Genomic DNA, 19,438 nt, shown 5'->3' with positions numbered 1-19,438 from the left:
ATGAACGCATGGAAAGTGCCGACCGGATCCGGGCCATCATGAACGCGCTGCGGACGTCCGACAGCGTCTCCGTGGCCGAACTGGCGCTGGCGTACGGCGTCTCGGAGATGACCATCCGGCGCGACCTGGACGAACTCGCCCAGCAGGGGGTGGTGCGGCGCGTCCGCGGCGGCGCCCTGAGCCTGCTGTTGCGTGGCGAGGAGCCGCCGTTCGGCGTGCGCGAGCGGGAGGCGCTCGACGCCAAGCGCCGCATCGGCGCCGAGGTCGCCGGGCTGCTGGCCGACGGCGAGGCCGTGCTGCTCGACGGCGGCACGACCGCGCTCGAAGTCGCCCGGGCCGTGCACGAGCGCCGCCTGACCATCCTGCCGCTGGCACTGCAGGCAGCCCAGGAGCTGGCGGGCGCGCCCCGCATCCGCCTCGTCCTGCCCGGCGGGGAGGTGCGGCACGGAGAGATGAACTTCGTGGGGCCGCTCACAGAAACGTCGATCAAGGCCCTCCGGTTCGACACCGCGGTGATCGGCTGCTGCGGCCTGTCGGCCGAACACGGCCTGACCGCGCACGACCTGCCCGAGGTGGCCATCAAGCAGGCCGCGATCGCCTCGGCCCGCCGCGTCGTCGTCGCGTGCGACTCGGGTAAGTTCACCCGTACGGCGTTCGGCGCCGTCTGCGGACTCGACCGGCTCGACGTGGTCGTGACCGACGAGAACATCCCTCGGGATCAGCACGACGCTCTCACCGCCGCGGGCGTCGCCGTACGCACCGTCCCCGCCTCCGTTCCGGTCGGCTGAGCATCGCCTCCGCTCTGCGGGAACCGGCGCCGCAGCATGCCGACATCCGGAGGCCTACCCGCGCCGCACCCACATCGGCCCCGCATCGGCATCCGGAGACCTACCGCCCCCGCCCCAGCCCCAGCCCCAGCCCGGCATCGGCCCCGCCCCCGCATCGGCCCCCGGTGGGCCGCGGATCGGCCCCCGGCCGGCGCCTGATCGGGGGGTACGCGAGGCGGGAACACACCCTCAGCGCCCTCAACCCAGCAGCCCTCCCCTCCCGAGTCCCCCTGGAGCCCCGGATCCGGGCCGTCCCTGAGCCTGACGCCTCCCGCGTCGGAGGCGCGAACACCTCCATTGATCGTTCGCACAGCCTGCCCGCACAGCAGGTGCGCACTGCCGCCCCGAGGAGCACCACATGGCCTTGTCCGCCCCCGCCCGCCCGGCGCTTCTGCGCGCTCGCGTGGCCGTCTACGGACTGTTCCTGCTGTCCGGCATGGCCATGGGCACGTGGACCAGCCGGATCCCCGCCATCAAGGCGGCCCTGCGGCTGAGCGACGGCGCGCTCAGCCTGGGGCTGCTCGGCATCGCGGCCGGCGCCATCACCGGCATGCAGGTCGTCGGCAGGTTGGTGGACCGCTACGGCAGCTACCGGACCATGCTGCCGGTGGCCATCGCCCAGGGCCTGGTCCTCGTGCTTCCCGCCTACATGCCGAACCTGCCGGCGCTCGCGCTCTCCCTGTTCGTGTTCGGCGCGGTCTGCGGCACGCTCGACGTCGCGATGAACGCCAACGCCGTGGTGGTGGAGCGGGCGTCCGGAAAGTCGATCATGTCGTCCTTTCACGCGGTGTTCAGCGTCGGAGGGTTCGTGGGGGCATCCGCCGGCGGCATGTTCGCCCACGCCGGGGCGAGCCCCGGCGTCACCTTCGCGGCGATGGGCGCGGTGATCCTGCTCATCGCCCTGCTGAGCGCCCGCTGGGCGACGCGCGACGACCCGGCGCGGGAGGCCGCGCGGGCGGGCTCCCCCGAGGCGCGACCCGCACGCCGGCGCGTCGGCGGCACCGTGCTGCTTCTCGGCGTCCTCGCGTTCTGCTGCATGATCGGCGAAGGCGCCGCGGCCGACTGGGGCTCGGTCTACCTTCGCGACAACCTGGGATCCTCCCCCGGCTTCGCCGCGGCGGCGTACGCCGCATTCTCGATCATGATGACGGCGGGCCGGTTCGCCGGGGACCGCCTCGCCGCCTGGCTGGGGCAGGTCACCCTGGTGCGCTGCTGCGGCCTGCTGGCCGGGGCAGGTCTCGCGGCCGGGATCCTCGTCGGCGAGCCGGTCGCCGGGGTCGCCGGATTCGGGCTGTTCGGTGCGGGCCTTTCGTGCATCATCCCGCAGGTGTTCTCGGCCGCCGGGCACCGCGACCCGGCCCAGTCCGGCCGTGCGCTCGCCGCCGTGGCGAGCCTCGGCTACACCGGTTTCCTGGCCGGTCCCGTTCTCATCGGCGGCCTGGCCGAGGCCGTCACCCTTCCGCACGCGCTGCTGGTGCCCGCCGTGCTCGCGCTGTTCGTGGCCCTCACCGCTCCGGCGCTGCGCTCGCCCCGTCCCGCCCCCGCGACAGATCGCCATGCGGAGCCCGCCCGCGACTGAGGCGTGCGCCGCGTCGGCGCGAGAGCGAAGGGTTGGATCGGGTGGAGCCGGGCAGTGGTGGGGCGTGGCCGTCACCAACGATCCCGGGGAACCGGTCCCCGCGCACCGGCGGCTCGCGGCGATGCTCCGCGAGGAGATCGTCCACGGCCGGATCGAGCCCGATCGGCCTCTGCCGCCGGAGGAGTTGCTCGTGCGCGAGCACGGGTTCGCCCCCGAGGACGTACGCCGCGCCGTCGAGGTGCTCAGCGGCGAGGGCCTCGTGTACACGGTGGAGGGGCAAGGGGCGTACGTGTCCACCCGGGCCGAGGAGACGGGCGGCGGCTGACCGGTCGGCCGCCGCCCGTCCCCACCGTTACGGCTGTCCGGCCTGCGCGGCCGGGCGGGGCTCACGCCACATGGGGTACATGACCGGGCCGCCGGGCAGCCTGACCAGCTCGGGCATGTCGACGTAGCCGTGGCGGAGGTAGAGCCGCCGGCTCGCCTCGCTGCTCGCCTCCAGGTAGGCCGGGATGCCTTCGGCGTCGAGCCTGCGGTGATGCTCGCGCAGCAGCAGGGTGCCGAGGCCGCGGCCGGTCCTTCCTCGTTCCAGCGCGATGAACGCCAGGTAGTGGTGCGGCTCCTGGGGGTGGAGCTTCTCCGTCACTTCGCCGAAGAGGCGGTAGCGTGCGGCGTTCTCGCCCGTGAACGACGCGATCGCCTCCTGCTCCCCCGGGATCTCGGGAAACGGCGCGGCGAACCAGACCGCCACACCGGCCAGCTCGCCCGACTCGTGGACGCCGTAGACGTCGCCGTGGTCGAGCGCGTGCCCGGCCCACATGGTGAAGAACCGCCGCTGCATCGGCAGCCGGTCGTCGGCCCGGGGAATGAGCCACCTGGTGATCTCGTCGGTGTGGAAGGTTTCGGCGATGAGCCCCCCGGCCGCGGCCGCGTCCGTCATCCGGGTGATCTCGATCGTCACTTGGCACTCCCCTTGACGGCCTGGGCGCCCAGGCCGATGTTGGCGTACACCTCGGGCCTGATCGACTTCAGCACCCGGCCCCAGACGAGGCCGAGGACGATCGCGACGACGAAGATGCCGGGCAGGATCCAGCGGAGGATCGAGTCGGGCTCGACCCCGAGGACCGTGTCGAAGTTGACCAGGGTGAGCCCGATGATCACGCAGAGCGCCAGGATCGCCAGAGCCGGGGCGATGCGGGTGCGCCAGGTCGTCTCCCCCCGCGGGTCACGGGAGAAGAACACGATCACCGAGATCGAGGTGACGGTGAGCAGGGTCAGCAGCCCGAGACCGCCGAACGTGCCGAAGATGAAGAACATCTTGGTGACCGGGTCGAGGCCGGAGAACGCGTACACGGCGATCACGATCAGTCCGAGCACCGTCTGCAGCAGCGACCCGGAGATCGGGGCGGCGGTGCGGGCCGAGGTGCGGCCGAAGATCGAGGGCAGGACGTTCTCCCGGCCCAGGGCGAAGATGTAGCGGGCCGTGGTGTTGTGGAAGGCGATCATGCAGGCGATGCTGCTGGTCACGAACAGCACCGAGCCGATCGTCGAGACGGCGGTGCCCAGGTGGAGGGCGGCCTGGTTGAAGATGAGCTCGGTCCCCTGGTCCGAGGCGGCCTTGACGATCCCGCCCGGCCCGGTCGGCACCGTCTGCGCCCAGGCGGAGAACGCGTACAGCACGGCGATGATCGCGATGCCCAGATAGGTGGCGATCGGCACGGTCCGGTGGCGGTCCTTGGACTCCTCGGCGAAGACCACCGACGACTCGATGCCGGCGAACCCCGCGACGACGGTGGCGAGCGCGGCGCCCACACCGGGCACGAACAGGGCGCCGGGGGTGAAGCCCTCGAAACTGATGCCTTCCGGCGCGACATGGGTCAGGTCGCCGAGGTCGAACAGCAACACGATGGCGATCTCACTGACGAGCAGGACGGACAGGATCTTCCCGTTGACATCCACCCGCAACAGGCCGAGCACGCCGGTCAGCGCCCACGCCACGAGCGCGATCACCCACCACGGGGGCGAGGCGCCGAACCAGTCCACCAGCAGCGGCTCGGCCGCCGACCCGATGATTCCGTAGAGGCCGAGTTGCAGCGCGTTGTACGCCAGCAGCGCCACCCAGGCGGTCGCGACTCCCTGGGTCCGGCCGAGCCCCTGGGCGGCATAGGCATAAAAGGCGCCCGCGTTCACCACGTGCCTGGCCATCGTCACGTATCCGACGGCGAAGAGCGCGAAAACAGCGCCCAGCATCAGGAATGCGAACGGGACACCGATGACGCCCGTCACCGTGTACGCGGTGGGGACCGAACCCGCGACGACCATCAGGGGCGCCGCCGCGGAGATGACGAAGAACACGATGGACGGCACGCCGAGCCGGTCCTCGGCCAGTGCGGCGGTGACGGCGCTGGGCCGTTGCTGTGTGAGGGACACCTGGAACTCCGTGGTGAGGGGGGTTGGAGGTCAGCGGCGGCTGATGACGGCCTTGCCGACGGCGACCTTGGTCTGGGCGATGAGCCTCCGCAGAGCCATGGGGAGCATGGCGGTCGCGGCGGCCACGAACCGGGAATCGTGCTCGGACAGGACCCGCTGGGCGCAGCCGGCCGCGTCCAGGAGCCCCAGGAGGACGCAGTCCCGCTCCACCGGCGGCTTGCGCCTCTGGATGGTGAGGTTCAGGCGGGCGAGCGGCCACGCCGCCGTGTTCATGTCCGCGGGAGCCGGAGGCTGCTGCTTCAGCAAATGCCTGACCGGCGGCTTGAGCAGCTTCGCGGCGATCATTCTGGCGGCGACGTCGGCGTAGATCGTCCGGGCGAAGAAGAGGAGCCACGTGCCGACCGGGTGATGCGGTTCGGCGATGACGTGCCCGAGCACCGCACGGGTGAGCGGGTCATCGGCGGCCTCCCGGGCCGTGGCGTAGAGGCGTTCCGGGCTCGCCGCGAAGTCGAGCGCCACACGCTCGGCGAGCATCAGTTCACCGAGGACCCCGCCGGCCAGCGCCAGCCCCGTGAGCCGGGAATGAAGCAACGGATGCCCCGTCACATTGTCGTGCAGGACAAAGTACAGGTCATCGACAAGGGACGGGCTCGAAAGATCGCTTTCAGCCACGGTCGGCGATGATATAGGCGAAATGTTCCACCTGTCATCGCGCAAATTTACGCTCTGGCGATCTGCGCGCGAATAGGAGAATTGTGCCAACCGGAACGGACTTTTCGGCTAATGCAATTACGGTCCACCTGGAATAGGGTCACGACGGGCGATGAAAGTCGGCGGGAGGCCCCCACGGCGAACGCCGGCGATCGGGCCGGGAGCACGACGGCGGCCCCTCTCCCGCGACGAGCGCGCCGGGCCTCTCATCGGAGGAGGGCGTTGGCCAGGATCGTGAGCAGGATCGACGCGACGATCGAGATGATGATCATCAGGAGGCAGCCGGCCGCTCCCCCGAGTGGCCGAATCTTGATGTTTCCGGGCATGACGTCCTCCCCCGTTGCCGCTCCCTGTGCACCTACCCCCAGAGCACCTGTCCTGTTCGTCTGTCCCAGAGCCCCCCAGGGCGCCTGCCCCTGGCCATCCCGCCGAACCGGGCCCGGTTTGTCCGTTTTTCCATCGGGCATCGACGGCCTATGACCATCCAGGACGACAGGGGCGCGGCGGCGCTGGCCCGCGCCCATGGGCTCTTCAACATCGCGGGCGGGCTGTGGCCGCTGCTACACCTGCCGAGCTTCGAGAAGGTGTTCGGCGCGAAGACCGACCGGTGGCTGGAGCGCACCGTCGCCGGGCTGCTCGTGGGGATCGGATGGACGCAGATCCGGGCCGCGTCCACTCCCGGCGGCGCCGACCACGCGCGCCGTCTCGGCATGGCCACGGCGGCGACGCTGCTCGCCGTCGACGTGGCCTACGTGCCCACCGGCCGCATCCGGCCCACCTATCTGCTCGACGCGGCCGCCGAGGCCATGTGGTTGCGCGCCTGGCGGGCCCGCGCCGTACGGCCTGAGCCTGCGTCCACCCGGGCCGGCGCGGCGTTCGCCGCGGCGGCGGCGCTGGCCGCCGGATGCGTCACGGGCGGTGTGCTGGCCGCGCGACTGCTGCGGCGGCGACAGGAGGAACCGAGCGAGTCCGAGCTCACCCGGGCCCGATACATGCGTCACCCCGCGGCGCGGTGAACGCAGGTTACGGACCGGGGCGGCGGGTAGAGCGAACGGCAGTTCGACAATGGAGGAGTCATGGACCGAGGACCTGTGGAGAAGGACCCCGAGGAGTGGGCGACCGGGGACGAGCCGATGACCGCGCCGCAGGAGTCCTACCTGCGCACGCTGGCGAGGGAGACCGGGCGGGACGTGCCGGAAGGGCTCAGCAAGGCCGAGGCCTCCAAGCTGATCGACGAGCTGCAGGACCAGAGCCGCCGCCTGAACGAGAACAGGTGAAAACGGGCGAAGAAGCCCGGGGCCGCCCGGGCAAGACCTCGGGCGGCCTTATGACATCGGCCTGTGAGATCGGCCTGTGAGATCGGCCTGTGAGATCGGCCTGTGAGATCGGCTTACGACCGTCGACCCGACACCGTCGACCCGGCACCGTCGACCCGACACGATCGCGGCAGGACGTCGGCCGGCGTCCTCGTCGGGCACCCTGATGCGGCGCCCTCTCATCCGGGCAGCGTCTCGCCGCCGATCGGGGCGAGGACCTCGCCCGTGTAGTAAGACGACAGCCGGTTGGCGGCGAAGAACACATACGAGGGAGCGATCTCGTCCGGGTCGGCCGGCCGGCCCATCGGCGCCTGTTGACCGAACTTCTCCACCTTCTCCGCGGGGAACGTCGACGGGATGAGTGGCGTCCAGACCGGGCCAGGGGCCACGGCGTTGATCCTGATCCCCCGCTCGACCAGCACCTGCGCCATGGAGTAGGTGAACGCGTTGATCGCGCCCTTGGTGGCGGAGTAGTCGATCAGGGTCTTGTTGCCGCGCAGCCCGTTGATCGACGAGGTGTTGACGATCGAGCCGCCCTCGGACATGTGCCGCAGCGCGGCCTTGGTCACCCGGAAGTAGCTGTGGATGTTGACCGCGAAGGTGCGCTCCCACTGTTCGTCAGACAGCTCTTCCAGTGACTGCACCGGCGACTGCGTGGCCACGTTGTTCACGAGCACGTCGATCCCGCCGAGCTCGCGGACCGTGAGTTCCACGACCTCCTCGCAGTGGCGGGGATCGGCGAGGTCGCCCGGGATGACCACACAGCGGCGGCCCTCCTGCTCCACCAGCTTCCTGGTGTGCTCGGCGTCGTCGTGTTCGGTCAGGTACGCGATCGCGACGTCGGCCCCCTCCTTGGCGAACGCCACGGCCACGGCCCGTCCGATGCCGGAGTCGCCGCCGGTGACGAGTGCGCGCTTGCCCGCCAGCAGGTCGCGTCCGGTGTAGTCGCGCATCTCGTCCCTGGGCTCGGGCGTCATCTCGCCGGTCCGGCCGGGGTACGGCTGCGTCTGCGGTGGCGGTGTGGAGTTCGGCTGCTCAGACATGCACGTCGGTTACCCCTGCCCGTCCAGGGCAAACGGCCGGCGCGCCGCGCGGCGGCGGTTCCCTGACGGATACACACTGTTACCTATCCATCACGCTTTAACATCTCTAGACAGGACATCGGGTATGACGTTGCCATGACACCCCCGGCGCGGATCGCTCCGCTCGACGTGGTCTGGAGAACGTGCGACGCCGTGCCCGAGTGCCTCGGCGTCGCCCACGAGCCGTACGGCAGGTGCCTGGCGCACCTCTCGCCGGGCGAGGCGGGCACGTTCCTGCGAGCCCTGACGCCCGGCCAGGCCCTCGATCTGCGCGGCACCCTCCTGTCGGAGGATTTGCTCGCTCGGGTCCTCGACGGGGTGGAGCGCCGGGCCGGCAGGGCGAGGTTCGACCGCGCGGTCTTCACCGGCCCGGCCCGCTTCGGCGAGGTCGTCTTCGCCGGTGACGCGACCTTCGACAATGCCAGGTTCGACCGCCTCGCCTCGTTCTACGGCGCCCGGTTCCTCCGCAACGCCTCCTTCCGCGAGGCCCGGTTCCACCGCGAGTTCTCCCTGCACGACGCGCGGGTGTGCGGCCATGCGGCGTTCGACCACATCACGGTGCGTGGCGACGCCCTGTTCGGCGCGGCGCGGTTCGGTGCCCCGTCGGCCGCGGCCCCGGGGACCGCCTCGCTCCAGAAGGCGTTTCAGAAGGCGTCGTTCCAGAAAGCGCAGTTCCACGGATTCGCCGTGTTCGACGCGGCCGTCTTCCACGGGGACGCCGGCTTCCGCGGCGCCCGGTTCCACCGGGCCGTCTCCTTCCGCGGCTCGGACTGCGGAGCGAGCGCCGAGTTCCAGGGCGCCCGCTTCGAGGGGGCGGCCTACCTCGGCCCGATGCGGATCGTGCGGCGCCTGTCACTCGCGGGCGTACGGGCCTGCGCGCCGCTGCACATCGACACCGGCGGGTGCCGTGTGGTGCTTCGCGCGGCGGCCGTCCTGGGGCGGCTCGCCGCACGGCTGTCCGACGCCGAGGTCGACCTGCGCGACGCGACGCTCGCCGGGCTGTCCGCCGTCACGCGGCGCTCCGGCCGGCTGCGCGTGACCTCGCTCGACGGCCTCGACGCGGACGCGCTCACGCTGACCGGGGCGGACCTGCGGGCGTGCGGCCTCGGCGGGCTGCGCCGCCCCGAGGGCCTGAGCCTGCGGGAGTGCGTGTTCGCCGCGCCTCCGGGCGGGCTCGGGCTGCGCCTGGGATGGCCGCCCGTACGGTGGTGGAGCCGCCGCAGGGTCATCGCCGACGAGCACCTGTGGCGGGGGTGGGCGGCGCAGAGCGCGGACGAGCCCGCCGCAGGTCCGGCCGGCGAGCGCGCGCCCGACCCGGCGCGCCTGGCGGTTCTGTACGAGGGGCTGCGGCCGGGCGTCGACGACACGCGCGTCGCGGCCGACTTCGCGTTCGGCGCCATGGAGATGCGGCGACTGGGCAGCCCGCGCGGCCGGATGAGGCTGCTGCTGTCGCTCTACTGGCTCGCCTGCGGGTACGGCCTGCGCGCGGGGCGGGCCGTCGGATGGCTCGCGCTGGTGACGGCCGTCGTCGCGGGCGCGGCGTGCTGGGCCGCCGGGGCGCGCCCGCCGGGCAAGCCCGCCGTCCAGCGTGCCCGGGTCGGGTCGTACGGCCCGTGGCGTCCTTCTCCCACCCTGCGCACGGACTCGGAGGCTGAGGACGGGGAGCATCGAAGACTTCGATGCTGAGGACCACAAGCGTTCACGATTGTTACGGCCGTTACCTCCTGTCGCCAGCATAAGCTCAATCGTTCGCGAAACAGGAGGTTCCATGACAAAGCGCCTATATGTGGCCATAGTCGGCGCGCTGGTCGTGTCGGCGCTCGCCGGCGGCTGCGGGCGTTCGTCGTCGGGGACCGCCGCGGGCGACAACGCGGCGGCGACGACGGGCAAGACCGCGAAGGACCTGGTTCCCGAGGACGTGCGCAAGACGGGCACCCTGCGGGTCGCCACGTCGGAGGGCTACCCGCCGATGGAGATGTACAAGAAGGGCACCCAGGAGCTCACCGGTGTCGACCCCGACCTCGGCGCCGCCATCGCGGCCAAGCTCGGGCTGAAGTTCTCCATCACCAACGCGGCCTTCGACGGGCTCATCCCCGGCCTCCAAGGCGGGCGCTGGGACATCGTGATGTCCTCGATGAGCGACACCGAGGAGCGGCGCGCGGCGGTCGACTTCGTCGACTACTTCAACGCCGGCGGCGCCATCATGGTGAAGAAGGGCAACCCGGAGGGCATCAAGAACCTCGATGACCTGTGCGGACGCACGGTGGTGCTGGCCAAGGGCAGCTCCAACCTCGCCATCGGCGAGAAGCAGAACGACAAGTGCGCCACGAAGATGAAGATCATGCAGAGTGAGGACGCGCCCACCGGCCTGCTCTCGATCGACTCCGGGCGCGCGGTGGCCACGATCGTCGACTACCCCGTCGCCGTCATGTACGCCAAGGACACCGGCAAGTACGACGTGCTGCCCGAGCAGTACGAGGCCGGCCCGTGGGGCATCGCGATCGACAAGCGCAAGACGGCGCTGCGCGACGCGGTCGCCAAGGCGATGGAGGAGCTCCAGGCCGACGGCGGCTACACGTCCGTGCTGGACGAGTACGGCGTGACGGCCAACGCCGTCGACGGCGTGCTGGTCAACACCCAGCCGTGGAAGTGACCCGAGAGGAAGCGGCCGGCGTCGAGCTGCCGATCGAGGCCGTGCGTCCCGTACGGCCCGGCCGGTGGCTGGGCGCGGCCGTCGCCCTCCTTTTCCTCGTCTGGCTGGCCTACACGATCATCGTCAACGAGAACCTGCACTGGGACGTCATCGTCGCCTACCTGGCCGACGGCAGGATCCTCGGCGGTCTGTGGGTCACGATCCAGCTCACCGTGCTGTCCATGGCCATCGGCCTGGCACTGGGCGTGCTGGCCGCCGTCATGCAGCTGTCGGACAACCCCGTGCTGCGCGGCACCTCCGCTCTCTACACGTGGTTCTTCCGCGGCACGCCGCTGCTGGTGCAGCTCATCTTCTGGTTCAACATCGGGCTGGTCTTCCCCACCTTCGCGATCGGCGTGCCGTTCGGCGGGCCCAAGCTGATCGAGTGGCAGGCGAACGCGGTCATCACGCCGTTCACCGCCGCACTGCTCGGCCTGGCCATCAACGAGGGCGCGTACATGGCGGAGATCGTCCGCGCGGGCATCCGCTCGGTCGACCCGGGCCAGCGGGAGGCGGCCGAGTCGCTCGGCATGTCGCACCGGCAGGTGCTGCGCCGGGTGGTGCTGCCGCAGGCCATGCGCGTGATCATTCCGCCGACCGGCAACCAGTTCATCTCGATGCTGAAGACCACCTCGATGGTCTCCGTGATCGCCGGGGCCGAGCTGCTCACCGTCGCGCAGCGCATCTACCTCGGCAACTTCGAGGTCATCGCGATGCTCGTGGTCGCCTCGATCTGGTATCTCGTCCTCACCACGATCGCCAGCGTCGGCCAGCACTTCGTCGAGAAGCGGTTCGAACGCGGCCATGTGCGGCTGTCCTCCCGGGTGCGCCGCAACCTGTCGCCGCTGCCGTCCAAGGAGCCGCTGCCGTCCAAGGCGCCCCTGTCACCCGAGGAGCCGTCGTGAGCACCCCTGATCAGCCGATGGTGCGCATTCGCTCCGTCCGCAAGCGCTTCGGGTCGCTCGAGGTGCTCAAGGGCATCGACCTCGACGTCCCCGCCGGAGAGGTGGTGTGCGTCGTGGGCCCGTCGGGGTCGGGCAAGTCGACGCTGCTGCGCTGCGTCAACCGCCTGGAGAGCATCGACTCGGGGCGGATCTGGGTGAACGGCGAGCTGATGGGCTACGCCGAGCGCGACGGCCGGCTGCACGCGCTGCGCCCCCACGAGCTGTCCCGGCAGCGGCGCGGCATCGGCATGGTGTTCCAGCGCTTCCACCTGTTCCCCCACCGCACCGCGATCGAGAACGTGATGGAGGGGCCGGTCACCGTGCTGGGCACGTCCGCCGCCCAGGCCAGGCGGCAGGCGCAGGAGCTGCTCGATCGGGTCGGCCTGGCCGACCGGGGGCACCACTACCCGGCTCAGCTGTCCGGCGGCCAGCAGCAGCGGGTGGCCATCGCCCGCAGCCTGGCGATGCGGCCCAGCCTGATGCTGTTCGACGAGCCGACCAGCGCGCTCGACCCCGAGCTCGTGCAGGAGGTGCTGGCCGTCATGCGGGACCTCGCGGCGACCGGCATGACCATGATGGTCGTCACCCACGAGATGAACTTCGCCCGCGAGGTCGGCGACCAGCTCGTGTTCATGGACGACGGCGTCATCGTCGAGCGCGGCGACCCGCGCGAGGTGCTCGCCGCGCCCCGCCACGAGCGGCTGCGCGCCTTCCTCGGGCAGGTCCAGTGAGCGGTCTCGATCTGCCCAGCGGTTTCGACCTGGTGATCCGGGGCGGCCTGCTGGTGGACGGCACCGGCCGCCCCGGCAGGCCCGCCGACGTCGGGGTCGCCGCCGGGCGGCTGACCGTGCTGCCTCCGGGCGCGGCCCCGGCCAAGGGCGTGGCCGAGGTGATCGACGCGCGCGGACACGTGGTCGCCCCCGGCTTCGTCGACGTGCACACGCACTCCGACGGCGTCACGCTGCTCGGCGCGTCCGGCGGCGGCTCGACGCTGGTGCGGGCCTCGGTGCTGCAGGGCGTGACCACCGAGATCTGCGGCAACTGCGGGTCCAGCCTGTTCCCCGCCCTGCCGGAACGGTTGCCCGCCATGCGGGCCGAGACGCGGATCACCTTCGGCGGCGACGTCGGCGCGTACGCCGACTTCGCGGGCTTCGCCGCCGCGCACGCCGGAGTGCCCCGGGCCAACCACCTGGCCTCACTCGTCGGCCACGGCACGCTCCGGGCGGGCGTGCTCGGGCCCGTCGACCGGCCCGCCCGGCCCGACGAGCTGCGCACGATGTGCGCGTTGCTCGACGCCTCCCTGGCGCAGGGCGCGGCCGGGCTGTCCACCGGCCTGATCTACACCCCGGGCTCGTACGCGGGCACCGACGAGGTGGTGGCGCTGGCGGCGGTGGCCGCCCGGCACGGCAAGCCGTACGTCACCCACCTGCGGGACGAGATGTCGCGCGTCGAGGAGGCGCTGGAGGAGGCGATCGAGATCTCCCGGCGCAGCGGCGCGGCGCTGCACGTCTCGCATCACAAGACCGCGGGCCGCTACGCCTGGGGCCGCACCGAGCGCACGCTGCCGCGCATCGCCGCGCTGCGCGCCGAGGGCATGGACGTCACCTGCGACGTTTACCCCTACACGGCGGGCAGCACGGTGCTGGCCGCCATGCTGCCGCCCTGGGCGAACGACGGCGGCCTGGCGGCGCTGACCGCTCGGCTCGGCGACCCCGCGCAGCGCGACCGGATGCGCCGCTCCATCGCGGAGGGCGTGCCCGGCTGGGAGAACACGGTCGGCAACGGCGGCTGGGACCGGATCTCGGTCGCGTGCGCGCCCCGCCACCCGCAGACCGAGGGCAGGACCATCGCCGACCTCGCGGCCTCGGCGGGCGCCGACCCCCTCGACGTGGCCGCCGATCTGCTCGTGGCCGAGGCCGGCGAGGTGACGATCATCAGTCACTCGATGGTCGAGGAGGACGTGCGGCGGGTGCTGGCCGCGCCGTACGCGATGATCGGCTCTGACGGCGTGCCGAAGCCGGGCGGGCGTCCGCACCCGCGCTGGGCCGGGACGTTCCCGCGGGTGCTCGGCCGGTACGTCCGGGAGCTGGGGCTGCTGCGGCTGGAGGAGGCGGTGCACAAGATGACCGGGATGGCCGCGGCGCGCTTCGGGCTGACCGGGCGCGGCGTGATCCGCGACGGCGCGCACGCCGACCTGGTGGTCTTCGACCCCGCGACGGTGGCCGACCGGGCGACGTTCGCCGAGCCGCTGCTGCCGCCCGCCGGGATCGGCGCGGTCGTCGCGGGCGGCGTGGTCGTGGTGCGCGACGGCGAGGAGACCGGCGCCCGGCCGGGAAAGGTGCTGGCCCTGTGAGAGAGACGACGTGATGAACGGAGAGGTCACCGGCGTGGGCGGGTCCGACTCCCGCGCGACGGACTCCCGCGCGCTGGAGGAGGTGGCGGCCGCCTGCCCGGGCACACTGGCCGTCTGCGTTCCCGGGGTGCTCGGCCTGAACGAGGACGTGGTGCTGCCGCTGGCCAGCACCGCCAAGGTGCTGCTGCTCGCGGCGCTCGCGGAGGACGTCGCGGCGGGCGTCGTGGACCCGGACGAGCGCGTGACGCTGCTCGAGGAGGACTACGCGGGCGGGTCGGGCCTGCTGACCGGCCTTTCGGCCCGCGATTGGACGACCGGCGACCTCGCGCTGCTCACCGCCGCCGTCAGCGACAACACCGCGACCAACGCGCTGGTGCGGCGGCTCGGGCTCGGCCGGGTGGACGCGGCCGCCGCCGCGCTCGGGCTGGCCAGGACCCGGATCCACGACAAGATCCGCGAGCCCCGGCTTCCCGAGCATCCACCGGCCTTCGCCTTGGGAACGGCGCGCGAGCTGGCGGGCCTGATGCGGTCGCTGGCGCACGGGCGCGAGCCGTGGCAGCGGCTGCTGCTCGGCTGGATGGCGCACAACACCGACCGCGCGCTGGTGCCCGCGCTGCTCCCGCACGAGCCCGAGGACCGCGACCCGCCGGCGGTCCTGCCGTACGCCGCCGGAGTCTGGGTGGCGAACAAGACCGGCACGGACGCCGGGACACGGGCCGACGTGGGCGTCATGGCCGGGGCGCGGTGGGAGGGCTACGCCGTGCTCGCGCACGGACCCGCGGGCCGCGAGCACGGCCTGGTCGAGGCGATCCGCCAGGCGGGCCTCGCCATAGCGGACACCGTCCTCCGGCCCGGGTGACGCTGCCGCCGCTGTGTGACCCAGGCCACATGAAAGTTCCTGTCAGCAATCGGGGCGCTGTTCCGCTCAATTCCTCGGAAGCAGGCGAACCGACAGGAGCATCACATGAAGCACCGCATCGTCGTCCTCGGCGCCGGTTATGCCGGGGCCTACGTGGCCGGGACCCTGGCCCGCCGGCTGTCCCCGGCGGACACCGAGATCACCGTGGTCAACGCCGTGCCGGACTTCGTCCAGCGAATGCGGCTCCACCAGCTGGCGGCCGGCCGGGACGTCGAGGCTCCGAAGCTCGTCGACGTCTTCGCGGGCACGGGGATACGGCTGCGGGTGGCCCGCGTCACCGTCGTCGACCCCGAGCGGCAGACCGTCGCCGTGGCCGACGACGGCGGTGGCGGCGAACTCGGCTACGACACGCTTGTGTACGCGCTCGGCAGCCACGGCGCCGCCCGCGCCGTCCCCGGCGCGGCCGAGCACGCCTTCGACATCGCCGCCAGGCCCTCGGCGCTGCGCCTGCGCGAGCGCCTGGACAGCATGGACAGCATGATCAGCCCGAGCGGACGGGGCGATGGCGGGCGTGTGGTGGTCGTCGGTGACGGGTTGACGGGCATCGAGACCGCCACCGAGATCGCCGAATCCCGGCCCGGCCTGTCGGTGGCGCTGGTCGCCCGCGGCGAGCTGGGCGCCCGGCTCTCCGCCGGGGCCCGTAGCCACCTGCGCCAGGCCTGCGACCGGCTGGGCATCACCGTCCTGGAGCACACCAGCGTCGAAGCCGTCGAAGCGACGCGGGTGCTGTGCGCCGACGGCACCGCCCTGGCGTCCGGCGCGACCGTGTGGGCGGCCGGGTTCGCGGTCAGCCCCATCGCCGCCGTCGCCGGGCTGGAGGTCACCGGGGACGGTCAGATCGTCGTCGATCGCACCATGCGGTCGGTCTCGCACCTGAACGTCTACGCCGTCGGTGACAGCGCCTACGCCATCGGCGACAACGGCCGGCCGATGCCGATGTCCTGCGCTTCGGCCGGTCTTATCGGCCGGCAGGCCGTCGAGGCGATCGTGGGGCGCCTGACCGGCCGCGCGATCGCGAACACCAGGCTGATCTATACGCTGAACCACATCAGCCTCGGACGGCGAGACGGGATCCTGCAGATGATCGGCGACGAGGGGCAGGCGAAGCCGAAGTATCTGAGCGGCCGGAAGGTCGCGAGGGTCAAGGCGGGCATACTCGCGATGTCGCTGTGGGCCACCTCGCACCCGACCTTCGGCATGCCCGGCCGCAAGCGCCACCTGGCTGGCGGCCCGCGCACCCGCCCCACCGCGACCGTCGCGGACACGGCCGCACAGCAGGCCACGCACCTGACGCTCTGACCCTCACAGCACCCGCCGGCTCAGCAGGTGCCATCGATCGGATTGCCGCCCCCCCGTTCACCTCTGAAACACCCGCTGGAGGGTGATCCGCGTGGACAGCACCGAGACGGAACGCTTCGACACCAGCCTGTTCGAGGCCAGCCGGAACCGGCTGGCCTCACTGGCCTACCGGCTGCTGGGCTCCGCCGCCGACGCCGAGGACGCCGTGCAGGATGCGTTCCTGCACTGGCAGGCCGCGGACCGGCAACGGATCAAGGTGCCGGAAGCATGGCTGACCAAGGTCGTCACCAACCTGTGCCTGGACCGGCTCCGCTCGGCACGGACCCGCCGCGAACGCACCGCCGGCGCCTGGCTGCCCGAGCCACTCCTCGACGGCGACCCGATGCTCGGCCCGGCCGACTCGTTCGAGCAGCGCGAATCGGTCTCCCTGGCCGTGCTGACGCTCATGGAGCGCCTGTCGCCCCTCGAGCGAGCCGTCTACGTCCTGCGCGAAGCGTTCTCCCACAGCCACGCCGAGATCGCGGAGACTCTCGACATCACCGAGTCCGCGAGCCAGCAGCACCTCCACCGGGCCCGGCGCCGGATCACCGCCGCGCGCCGCGGCGGCGAAGTGGACCCGGCGTCCGCCCGCAGGGTCGTCGAGGAATTCCTCGCCGCCGCCGCCTCGGGCCGCACCGCACGGCTGGTGGCGCTGCTCACCGACGACGCGACCCTGATCTCCGACGGCGCCGGCCTGGCCGAGAAGCTGCTGTGGTATGACACTCCGCAGCGCATCGCCGCCGTCGTACGAGCCGGCTTCAAACCCACACCCGCGAAGCGGCGCTTCGCCGGCGGCACGCCCGCCATCTACTACGCGCGCGTCAACGGCGCCCCCGCCGTTCTCTTCGTGATCGTCGACCGGGTTGTCGTCGCCGTGACGTTCGACATCACAGGCGACAAGATCGCAACCGTTCGCGGCGTCGCCGCCCCCGCCCTTCTCGTCCGCCTCACCGAAGCCTGGCGGCAGCACGAACCGGACCCGCCGCTCATCAGCCAGTGGTGACCCGGTGCCGCCCGGCGATCGCCCGGGATTCTCCGCGATGCATATGACCAGGTCTGATACCGGGTCGCCGATACTGGGGAAATGCTCAGCAGCCACCGCCTCAAGGTGCTCCTGGAGGTCTTCAGAACCGGGAGCATCGCCGGAGCCGCCAAGTCCCTGCGGCTGTCCCCCTCCGCCGTCTCCCACCAGCTCGCCCGGCTGGAGGAGGAGGCGGGGGTCGGGCTGGTGGAGCGGGCCGCGCACAGCCTGCGGCTGACCGCGGCGGGCCGCCGCCTCGCCGGGCGGGCCCAGGAGGTGCTCGACCTCATCGAATCCGCCGAGAAGGACCTGCTCGCGCAGGCGCGGGCAGACGCCGGGCAGCTGCGCATCGGGTTCTTCGCCTCGGCCGGCTACCGCCTGCTGCCGATGGCGCTGTCGTCGTTCACCGCGCGCCACCCGGGCGTCGAACTCGATCTGGTGCTCGGGCAGCCGCACGAGCTGCTGCCCGACGTGGAACGCGGCGAGCTCGACGTGCTGGTCGTGTTCGAGCACGCGCTGGATCCCTGGAAGGCGCCGAAGGGCGTCGAGGTCGTCCACCTGTTCGACGAGCCGCAGCTCCTCGTCATGCCGCTCGGCCATCCCGCGGGACACCGGCCCCGTGTGCGGCTGACCGACCTGGCCGACGAACCGTGGATCACCACCTTCGGCACCGAGACTCCGGTTTCGGTGCTGGAGCGGGCCGGCGCCCTGGAAGGGATCACGCCCTCCATCCGCTGCCGCAGCGACCACTACGAGGTGACACTCGGCCTGGTCCGGGCCGGGCTCGGCGTGGCCCTCGTGCCGAGCCTCGGCGTGCAGGGCGCGGCGGGCATCCAGGTGTGCCAGGTGGAGGGGCCCAAGCTCTACCGGCGGATCGGCGCCGCGCTGCGCCCGACCAACCCCAATCCCGCGCTGCGCGCGTTCGTCGACTACCTCAGGGACGCCTCGGCCCGCCTCAGCGTCACCCTTCGGTAGGTTGAACGGTGCGGCGAATCCGGGCGAACGGGGGTCGAGGGACATGCGGTGCACGGTAGTCGGAGCCGGCGCCTGGGGACTGTCCGCCGCGGCCGAACTGTCCGCGCGGGGCCACCGGGTCACGCTGGTGGAGCGCCACGGGATCGGCAACGCGCTGTCCTCCTCCCGAGGGCCCACGCGGTTGTGGCGCCTGGCCGACCCGGACCCGCTGAAGATCCGGCTGTCCCTGCGTGCCCGTGACGCCATGCAGCGGCTGGAGCGCCAGACGGAGGCGACGCTGCACCTGCGCCGGGGGCTGCTGTGGCGGGACACGGAGTCGCCGGCCCGTCTGGTGGCCGCGCTGCGTGCCTCGGGCGTGCCCTTCACCGAGGTGGAGGCGGCCGACGTCGGCCGGTTCTTCCCGGGCCTGGCGGGCGACGGCCGCGGCGCGGTGTTCCAGGCAGACGCCGGAGTGGTGCTCGCCAAGGCTTATCTGGCCACTCAGGCGGAGCGGTTCCGGGCGCACGGCGGACGCCTGCTCGCCGGGGAGGTCGTCGCCGTGGAGGCCACCCGGCAGCCGGCGGTTCGCCTGGCCGACGGCACCATACTGACCGGTGACGCGGTCGTAGTCGCCGCGGGCCCCGGCACCGGCCCGCTGCTCCCCTCTCTGGGCGTGCCGCTCACGCTGAGGCCGTACCTCGAACAGGTGGTCCACTACGCGGGCATCGAGTCGTCCGCTCGGGTGCCCGGCCTGATCGACGGGCCCGTCCCGGACGGTCCGGCCGTGTACGCCATGCCCACCCCGGGCATCGGCTGCAAAGCAGGGCTGAACGTGCCGCTGCGGCCGCTCGAACCAGGTGACGACGACCGCACTCCGGACCCGGGACGGACGGCCGAGCTGACCCGCCGTATGGCGGCCATGTTCCCAGGCGTGACACCGACGGTCGTGGACGAGCAGGTGTGCAGCTGGACCGATTCGCCGGACGGCCGCTTCGTCATCGACAGGGTCGGCCGCGCGACGGTGCTGGCCTGCGGCGACAGCGGCGATGGATTCAAGTACGCCGCGCTCGTCGGCGACGTGCTCGCCGACCTCGCGGAGGGCCGGCCACCGGACGAGGACATCTCGGTCCTCTCGCTCGCGCGCCTGCGCGCGAGCGTGGACGACCCCGGCCGGGCGCCGACCGCGCTCGGTCAGGCGTCCGTTCCGGATACCTGACCGCCTCAGCGTGACCCTTCGCTGAGACGAGCGAGCGCGCGACGCCCGGCCCACCGGGC

The 19,438-nt window shown here is 72.2% G+C and carries 19 protein-coding genes; 15 read left to right on the top strand and 4 right to left on the bottom strand.

The window, feature by feature from the left end; genetic code table 11:
• Nucleotides 1–8 precede the first annotated feature (8 nt).
• From ACIBK1_RS16535 to ACIBK1_RS16525, 3 genes are all read left to right on the top strand, one after another.
• Nucleotides 9–788 carry a DeoR/GlpR family DNA-binding transcription regulator gene (locus ACIBK1_RS16535; protein WP_030508083.1) on the top strand — a complete coding sequence of 260 codons (780 nt, stop codon included), beginning with the start codon at nt 9–11 and terminating at the stop codon, nt 786–788.
• Nucleotides 789–1,185: 397 nt separating this feature from the next.
• Nucleotides 1,186–2,406 carry an MFS transporter gene (locus ACIBK1_RS16530; protein WP_396735717.1) on the top strand — a complete coding sequence of 407 codons (1,221 nt, stop codon included), beginning with the start codon at nt 1,186–1,188 and terminating at the stop codon, nt 2,404–2,406.
• 64 nt (nt 2,407–2,470) lie between these two features.
• Nucleotides 2,471–2,731, top strand: coding sequence for a GntR family transcriptional regulator (locus ACIBK1_RS16525; protein WP_030508081.1), 261 nt, complete (start codon nt 2,471–2,473; stop codon nt 2,729–2,731).
• Nucleotides 2,732–2,758: 27 nt separating this feature from the next.
• Here the strand turns inward: ACIBK1_RS16525 and ACIBK1_RS16520 are convergent, their stop codons facing one another.
• The 3 genes from ACIBK1_RS16520 to ACIBK1_RS16510 are packed head-to-tail and all read right to left on the bottom strand — an operon-like array spanning nt 2,759 to nt 5,505.
• On the bottom strand, nt 2,759–3,364 hold the full coding sequence (locus ACIBK1_RS16520; RefSeq protein WP_051761729.1) for a GNAT family N-acetyltransferase: 606 nt from the start codon (nt 3,362–3,364) through the stop codon (nt 2,759–2,761).
• Entirely contained in the window at nt 3,361–4,833 is a 1,473-nt protein-coding gene (locus tag ACIBK1_RS16515) for an APC family permease (protein ID WP_357325824.1), read from the bottom strand. Before ACIBK1_RS16515 ends, ACIBK1_RS16520 begins: the two co-directional genes overlap by 4 nt.
• 30 nt (nt 4,834–4,863) lie before the next feature.
• Nucleotides 4,864–5,505: a GOLPH3/VPS74 family protein gene (locus tag ACIBK1_RS16510; protein WP_197042612.1), complete on the bottom strand. Its 642-nt coding sequence runs from the start codon at nt 5,503–5,505 to the stop codon at nt 4,864–4,866.
• Nucleotides 5,506–6,020: 515 nt separating this feature from the next.
• On the opposite strand from ACIBK1_RS16510, the gene ACIBK1_RS16505 reads away from it, so the two are divergent.
• Together ACIBK1_RS16505 and ACIBK1_RS16500 are read left to right on the top strand one after the other, a co-directional pair.
• Nucleotides 6,021–6,560, top strand: a complete 540-nt coding sequence (locus ACIBK1_RS16505) for a hypothetical protein (RefSeq protein ID WP_063754610.1) — start codon at nt 6,021–6,023, stop codon at nt 6,558–6,560.
• Between the two features lie 60 nt (nt 6,561–6,620).
• Nucleotides 6,621–6,821: a DUF3072 domain-containing protein gene (locus tag ACIBK1_RS16500; RefSeq protein WP_396735712.1), complete on the top strand. Its 201-nt coding sequence runs from the start codon at nt 6,621–6,623 to the stop codon at nt 6,819–6,821.
• A gap of 218 nt (nt 6,822–7,039) precedes the next feature.
• Here the strand turns inward: ACIBK1_RS16500 and ACIBK1_RS16495 are convergent, their stop codons facing one another.
• Nucleotides 7,040–7,903 (bottom strand): SDR family oxidoreductase, encoded by an 864-nt coding sequence (locus ACIBK1_RS16495; RefSeq protein ID WP_396735709.1) that lies wholly within the window; start codon nt 7,901–7,903, stop codon nt 7,040–7,042.
• A 135-nt stretch (nt 7,904–8,038) separates the two neighbouring features.
• On the opposite strand from ACIBK1_RS16495, the gene ACIBK1_RS16490 reads away from it, so the two are divergent.
• From ACIBK1_RS16490 to ACIBK1_RS16445, 10 genes are all read left to right on the top strand, one after another.
• Nucleotides 8,039–9,628, top strand: a complete 1,590-nt coding sequence (locus tag ACIBK1_RS16490) for a pentapeptide repeat-containing protein (RefSeq protein ID WP_396735706.1) — start codon at nt 8,039–8,041, stop codon at nt 9,626–9,628.
• An 82-nt stretch (nt 9,629–9,710) separates the two neighbouring features.
• Nucleotides 9,711–10,595: an ABC transporter substrate-binding protein gene (locus tag ACIBK1_RS16485; protein ID WP_030508073.1), complete on the top strand. Its 885-nt coding sequence runs from the start codon at nt 9,711–9,713 to the stop codon at nt 10,593–10,595.
• Nucleotides 10,586–11,539 (top strand): amino acid ABC transporter permease, encoded by a 954-nt coding sequence (locus tag ACIBK1_RS16480; RefSeq protein WP_357327687.1) that lies wholly within the window; start codon nt 10,586–10,588, stop codon nt 11,537–11,539. The genes ACIBK1_RS16485 and ACIBK1_RS16480 overlap by 10 nt, the downstream gene beginning before the upstream one ends.
• A 17-nt stretch (nt 11,540–11,556) precedes the next feature.
• Nucleotides 11,557–12,309, top strand: a complete 753-nt coding sequence (locus ACIBK1_RS16475) for an amino acid ABC transporter ATP-binding protein (RefSeq protein WP_076434325.1) — start codon at nt 11,557–11,559, stop codon at nt 12,307–12,309.
• Complete coding sequence (locus tag ACIBK1_RS16470; RefSeq protein ID WP_396735703.1) at nt 12,306–13,931, top strand: amidohydrolase family protein; 1,626 nt, start codon at nt 12,306–12,308, stop codon at nt 13,929–13,931. The genes ACIBK1_RS16475 and ACIBK1_RS16470 overlap by 4 nt, the downstream gene beginning before the upstream one ends.
• A gap of 13 nt (nt 13,932–13,944) precedes the next feature.
• A complete protein-coding gene (locus tag ACIBK1_RS16465) occupies nt 13,945–14,790 on the top strand; it encodes a serine hydrolase (protein WP_396735700.1) in 846 nt (281 codons plus the stop codon).
• Between the two features lie 105 nt (nt 14,791–14,895).
• Complete coding sequence (locus ACIBK1_RS16460) at nt 14,896–16,149, top strand: NAD(P)/FAD-dependent oxidoreductase (RefSeq protein ID WP_396735697.1); 1,254 nt, start codon at nt 14,896–14,898, stop codon at nt 16,147–16,149.
• A 91-nt stretch (nt 16,150–16,240) separates the two neighbouring features.
• Nucleotides 16,241–17,191: a sigma-70 family RNA polymerase sigma factor gene (locus tag ACIBK1_RS16455; RefSeq protein WP_030508067.1), complete on the top strand. Its 951-nt coding sequence runs from the start codon at nt 16,241–16,243 to the stop codon at nt 17,189–17,191.
• 81 nt (nt 17,192–17,272) lie between these two features.
• Nucleotides 17,273–18,184 (top strand): LysR family transcriptional regulator, encoded by a 912-nt coding sequence (locus tag ACIBK1_RS16450; RefSeq protein WP_030508066.1) that lies wholly within the window; start codon nt 17,273–17,275, stop codon nt 18,182–18,184.
• Nucleotides 18,185–18,227: 43 nt separating this feature from the next.
• Nucleotides 18,228–19,379, top strand: a complete 1,152-nt coding sequence (locus tag ACIBK1_RS16445; RefSeq protein WP_396735693.1) for an NAD(P)/FAD-dependent oxidoreductase — start codon at nt 18,228–18,230, stop codon at nt 19,377–19,379.
• The last annotated feature ends 59 nt before the right edge of the window (nt 19,380–19,438 follow it).

The organism is Microbispora rosea (genome assembly GCF_044460045.1).
GTDB lineage: Bacteria > Actinomycetota > Actinomycetes > Streptosporangiales > Streptosporangiaceae > Microbispora > Microbispora rosea.
Note: the sequence above shows the minus strand (reverse complement) of the source record. Positions and strands in the feature narration are given on the sequence as shown.

Coding starts and splice junctions, on each gene's coding strand:
- ACIBK1_RS16535 (WP_030508083.1), top strand. CDS start 9: ATGGAAAGTGCCGACCGGATCCGGGCCATCATGAACGCGCTGCGGACG.
- ACIBK1_RS16530 (WP_396735717.1), top strand. CDS start 1,186: ATGGCCTTGTCCGCCCCCGCCCGCCCGGCGCTTCTGCGCGCTCGCGTG.
- ACIBK1_RS16505 (WP_063754610.1), top strand. CDS start 6,021: ATGACCATCCAGGACGACAGGGGCGCGGCGGCGCTGGCCCGCGCCCAT.
- ACIBK1_RS16500 (WP_396735712.1), top strand. CDS start 6,621: ATGGACCGAGGACCTGTGGAGAAGGACCCCGAGGAGTGGGCGACCGGG.
- ACIBK1_RS16495 (WP_396735709.1), bottom strand. CDS start 7,903: ATGTCTGAGCAGCCGAACTCCACACCGCCACCGCAGACGCAGCCGTAC.
- ACIBK1_RS16490 (WP_396735706.1), top strand. CDS start 8,039: ATGACACCCCCGGCGCGGATCGCTCCGCTCGACGTGGTCTGGAGAACG.
- ACIBK1_RS16485 (WP_030508073.1), top strand. CDS start 9,711: ATGACAAAGCGCCTATATGTGGCCATAGTCGGCGCGCTGGTCGTGTCG.
- ACIBK1_RS16475 (WP_076434325.1), top strand. CDS start 11,557: ATGGTGCGCATTCGCTCCGTCCGCAAGCGCTTCGGGTCGCTCGAGGTG.
- ACIBK1_RS16465 (WP_396735700.1), top strand. CDS start 13,945: ATGAACGGAGAGGTCACCGGCGTGGGCGGGTCCGACTCCCGCGCGACG.
- ACIBK1_RS16460 (WP_396735697.1), top strand. CDS start 14,896: ATGAAGCACCGCATCGTCGTCCTCGGCGCCGGTTATGCCGGGGCCTAC.
- ACIBK1_RS16450 (WP_030508066.1), top strand. CDS start 17,273: ATGCTCAGCAGCCACCGCCTCAAGGTGCTCCTGGAGGTCTTCAGAACC.
- ACIBK1_RS16445 (WP_396735693.1), top strand. CDS start 18,228: ATGCGGTGCACGGTAGTCGGAGCCGGCGCCTGGGGACTGTCCGCCGCG.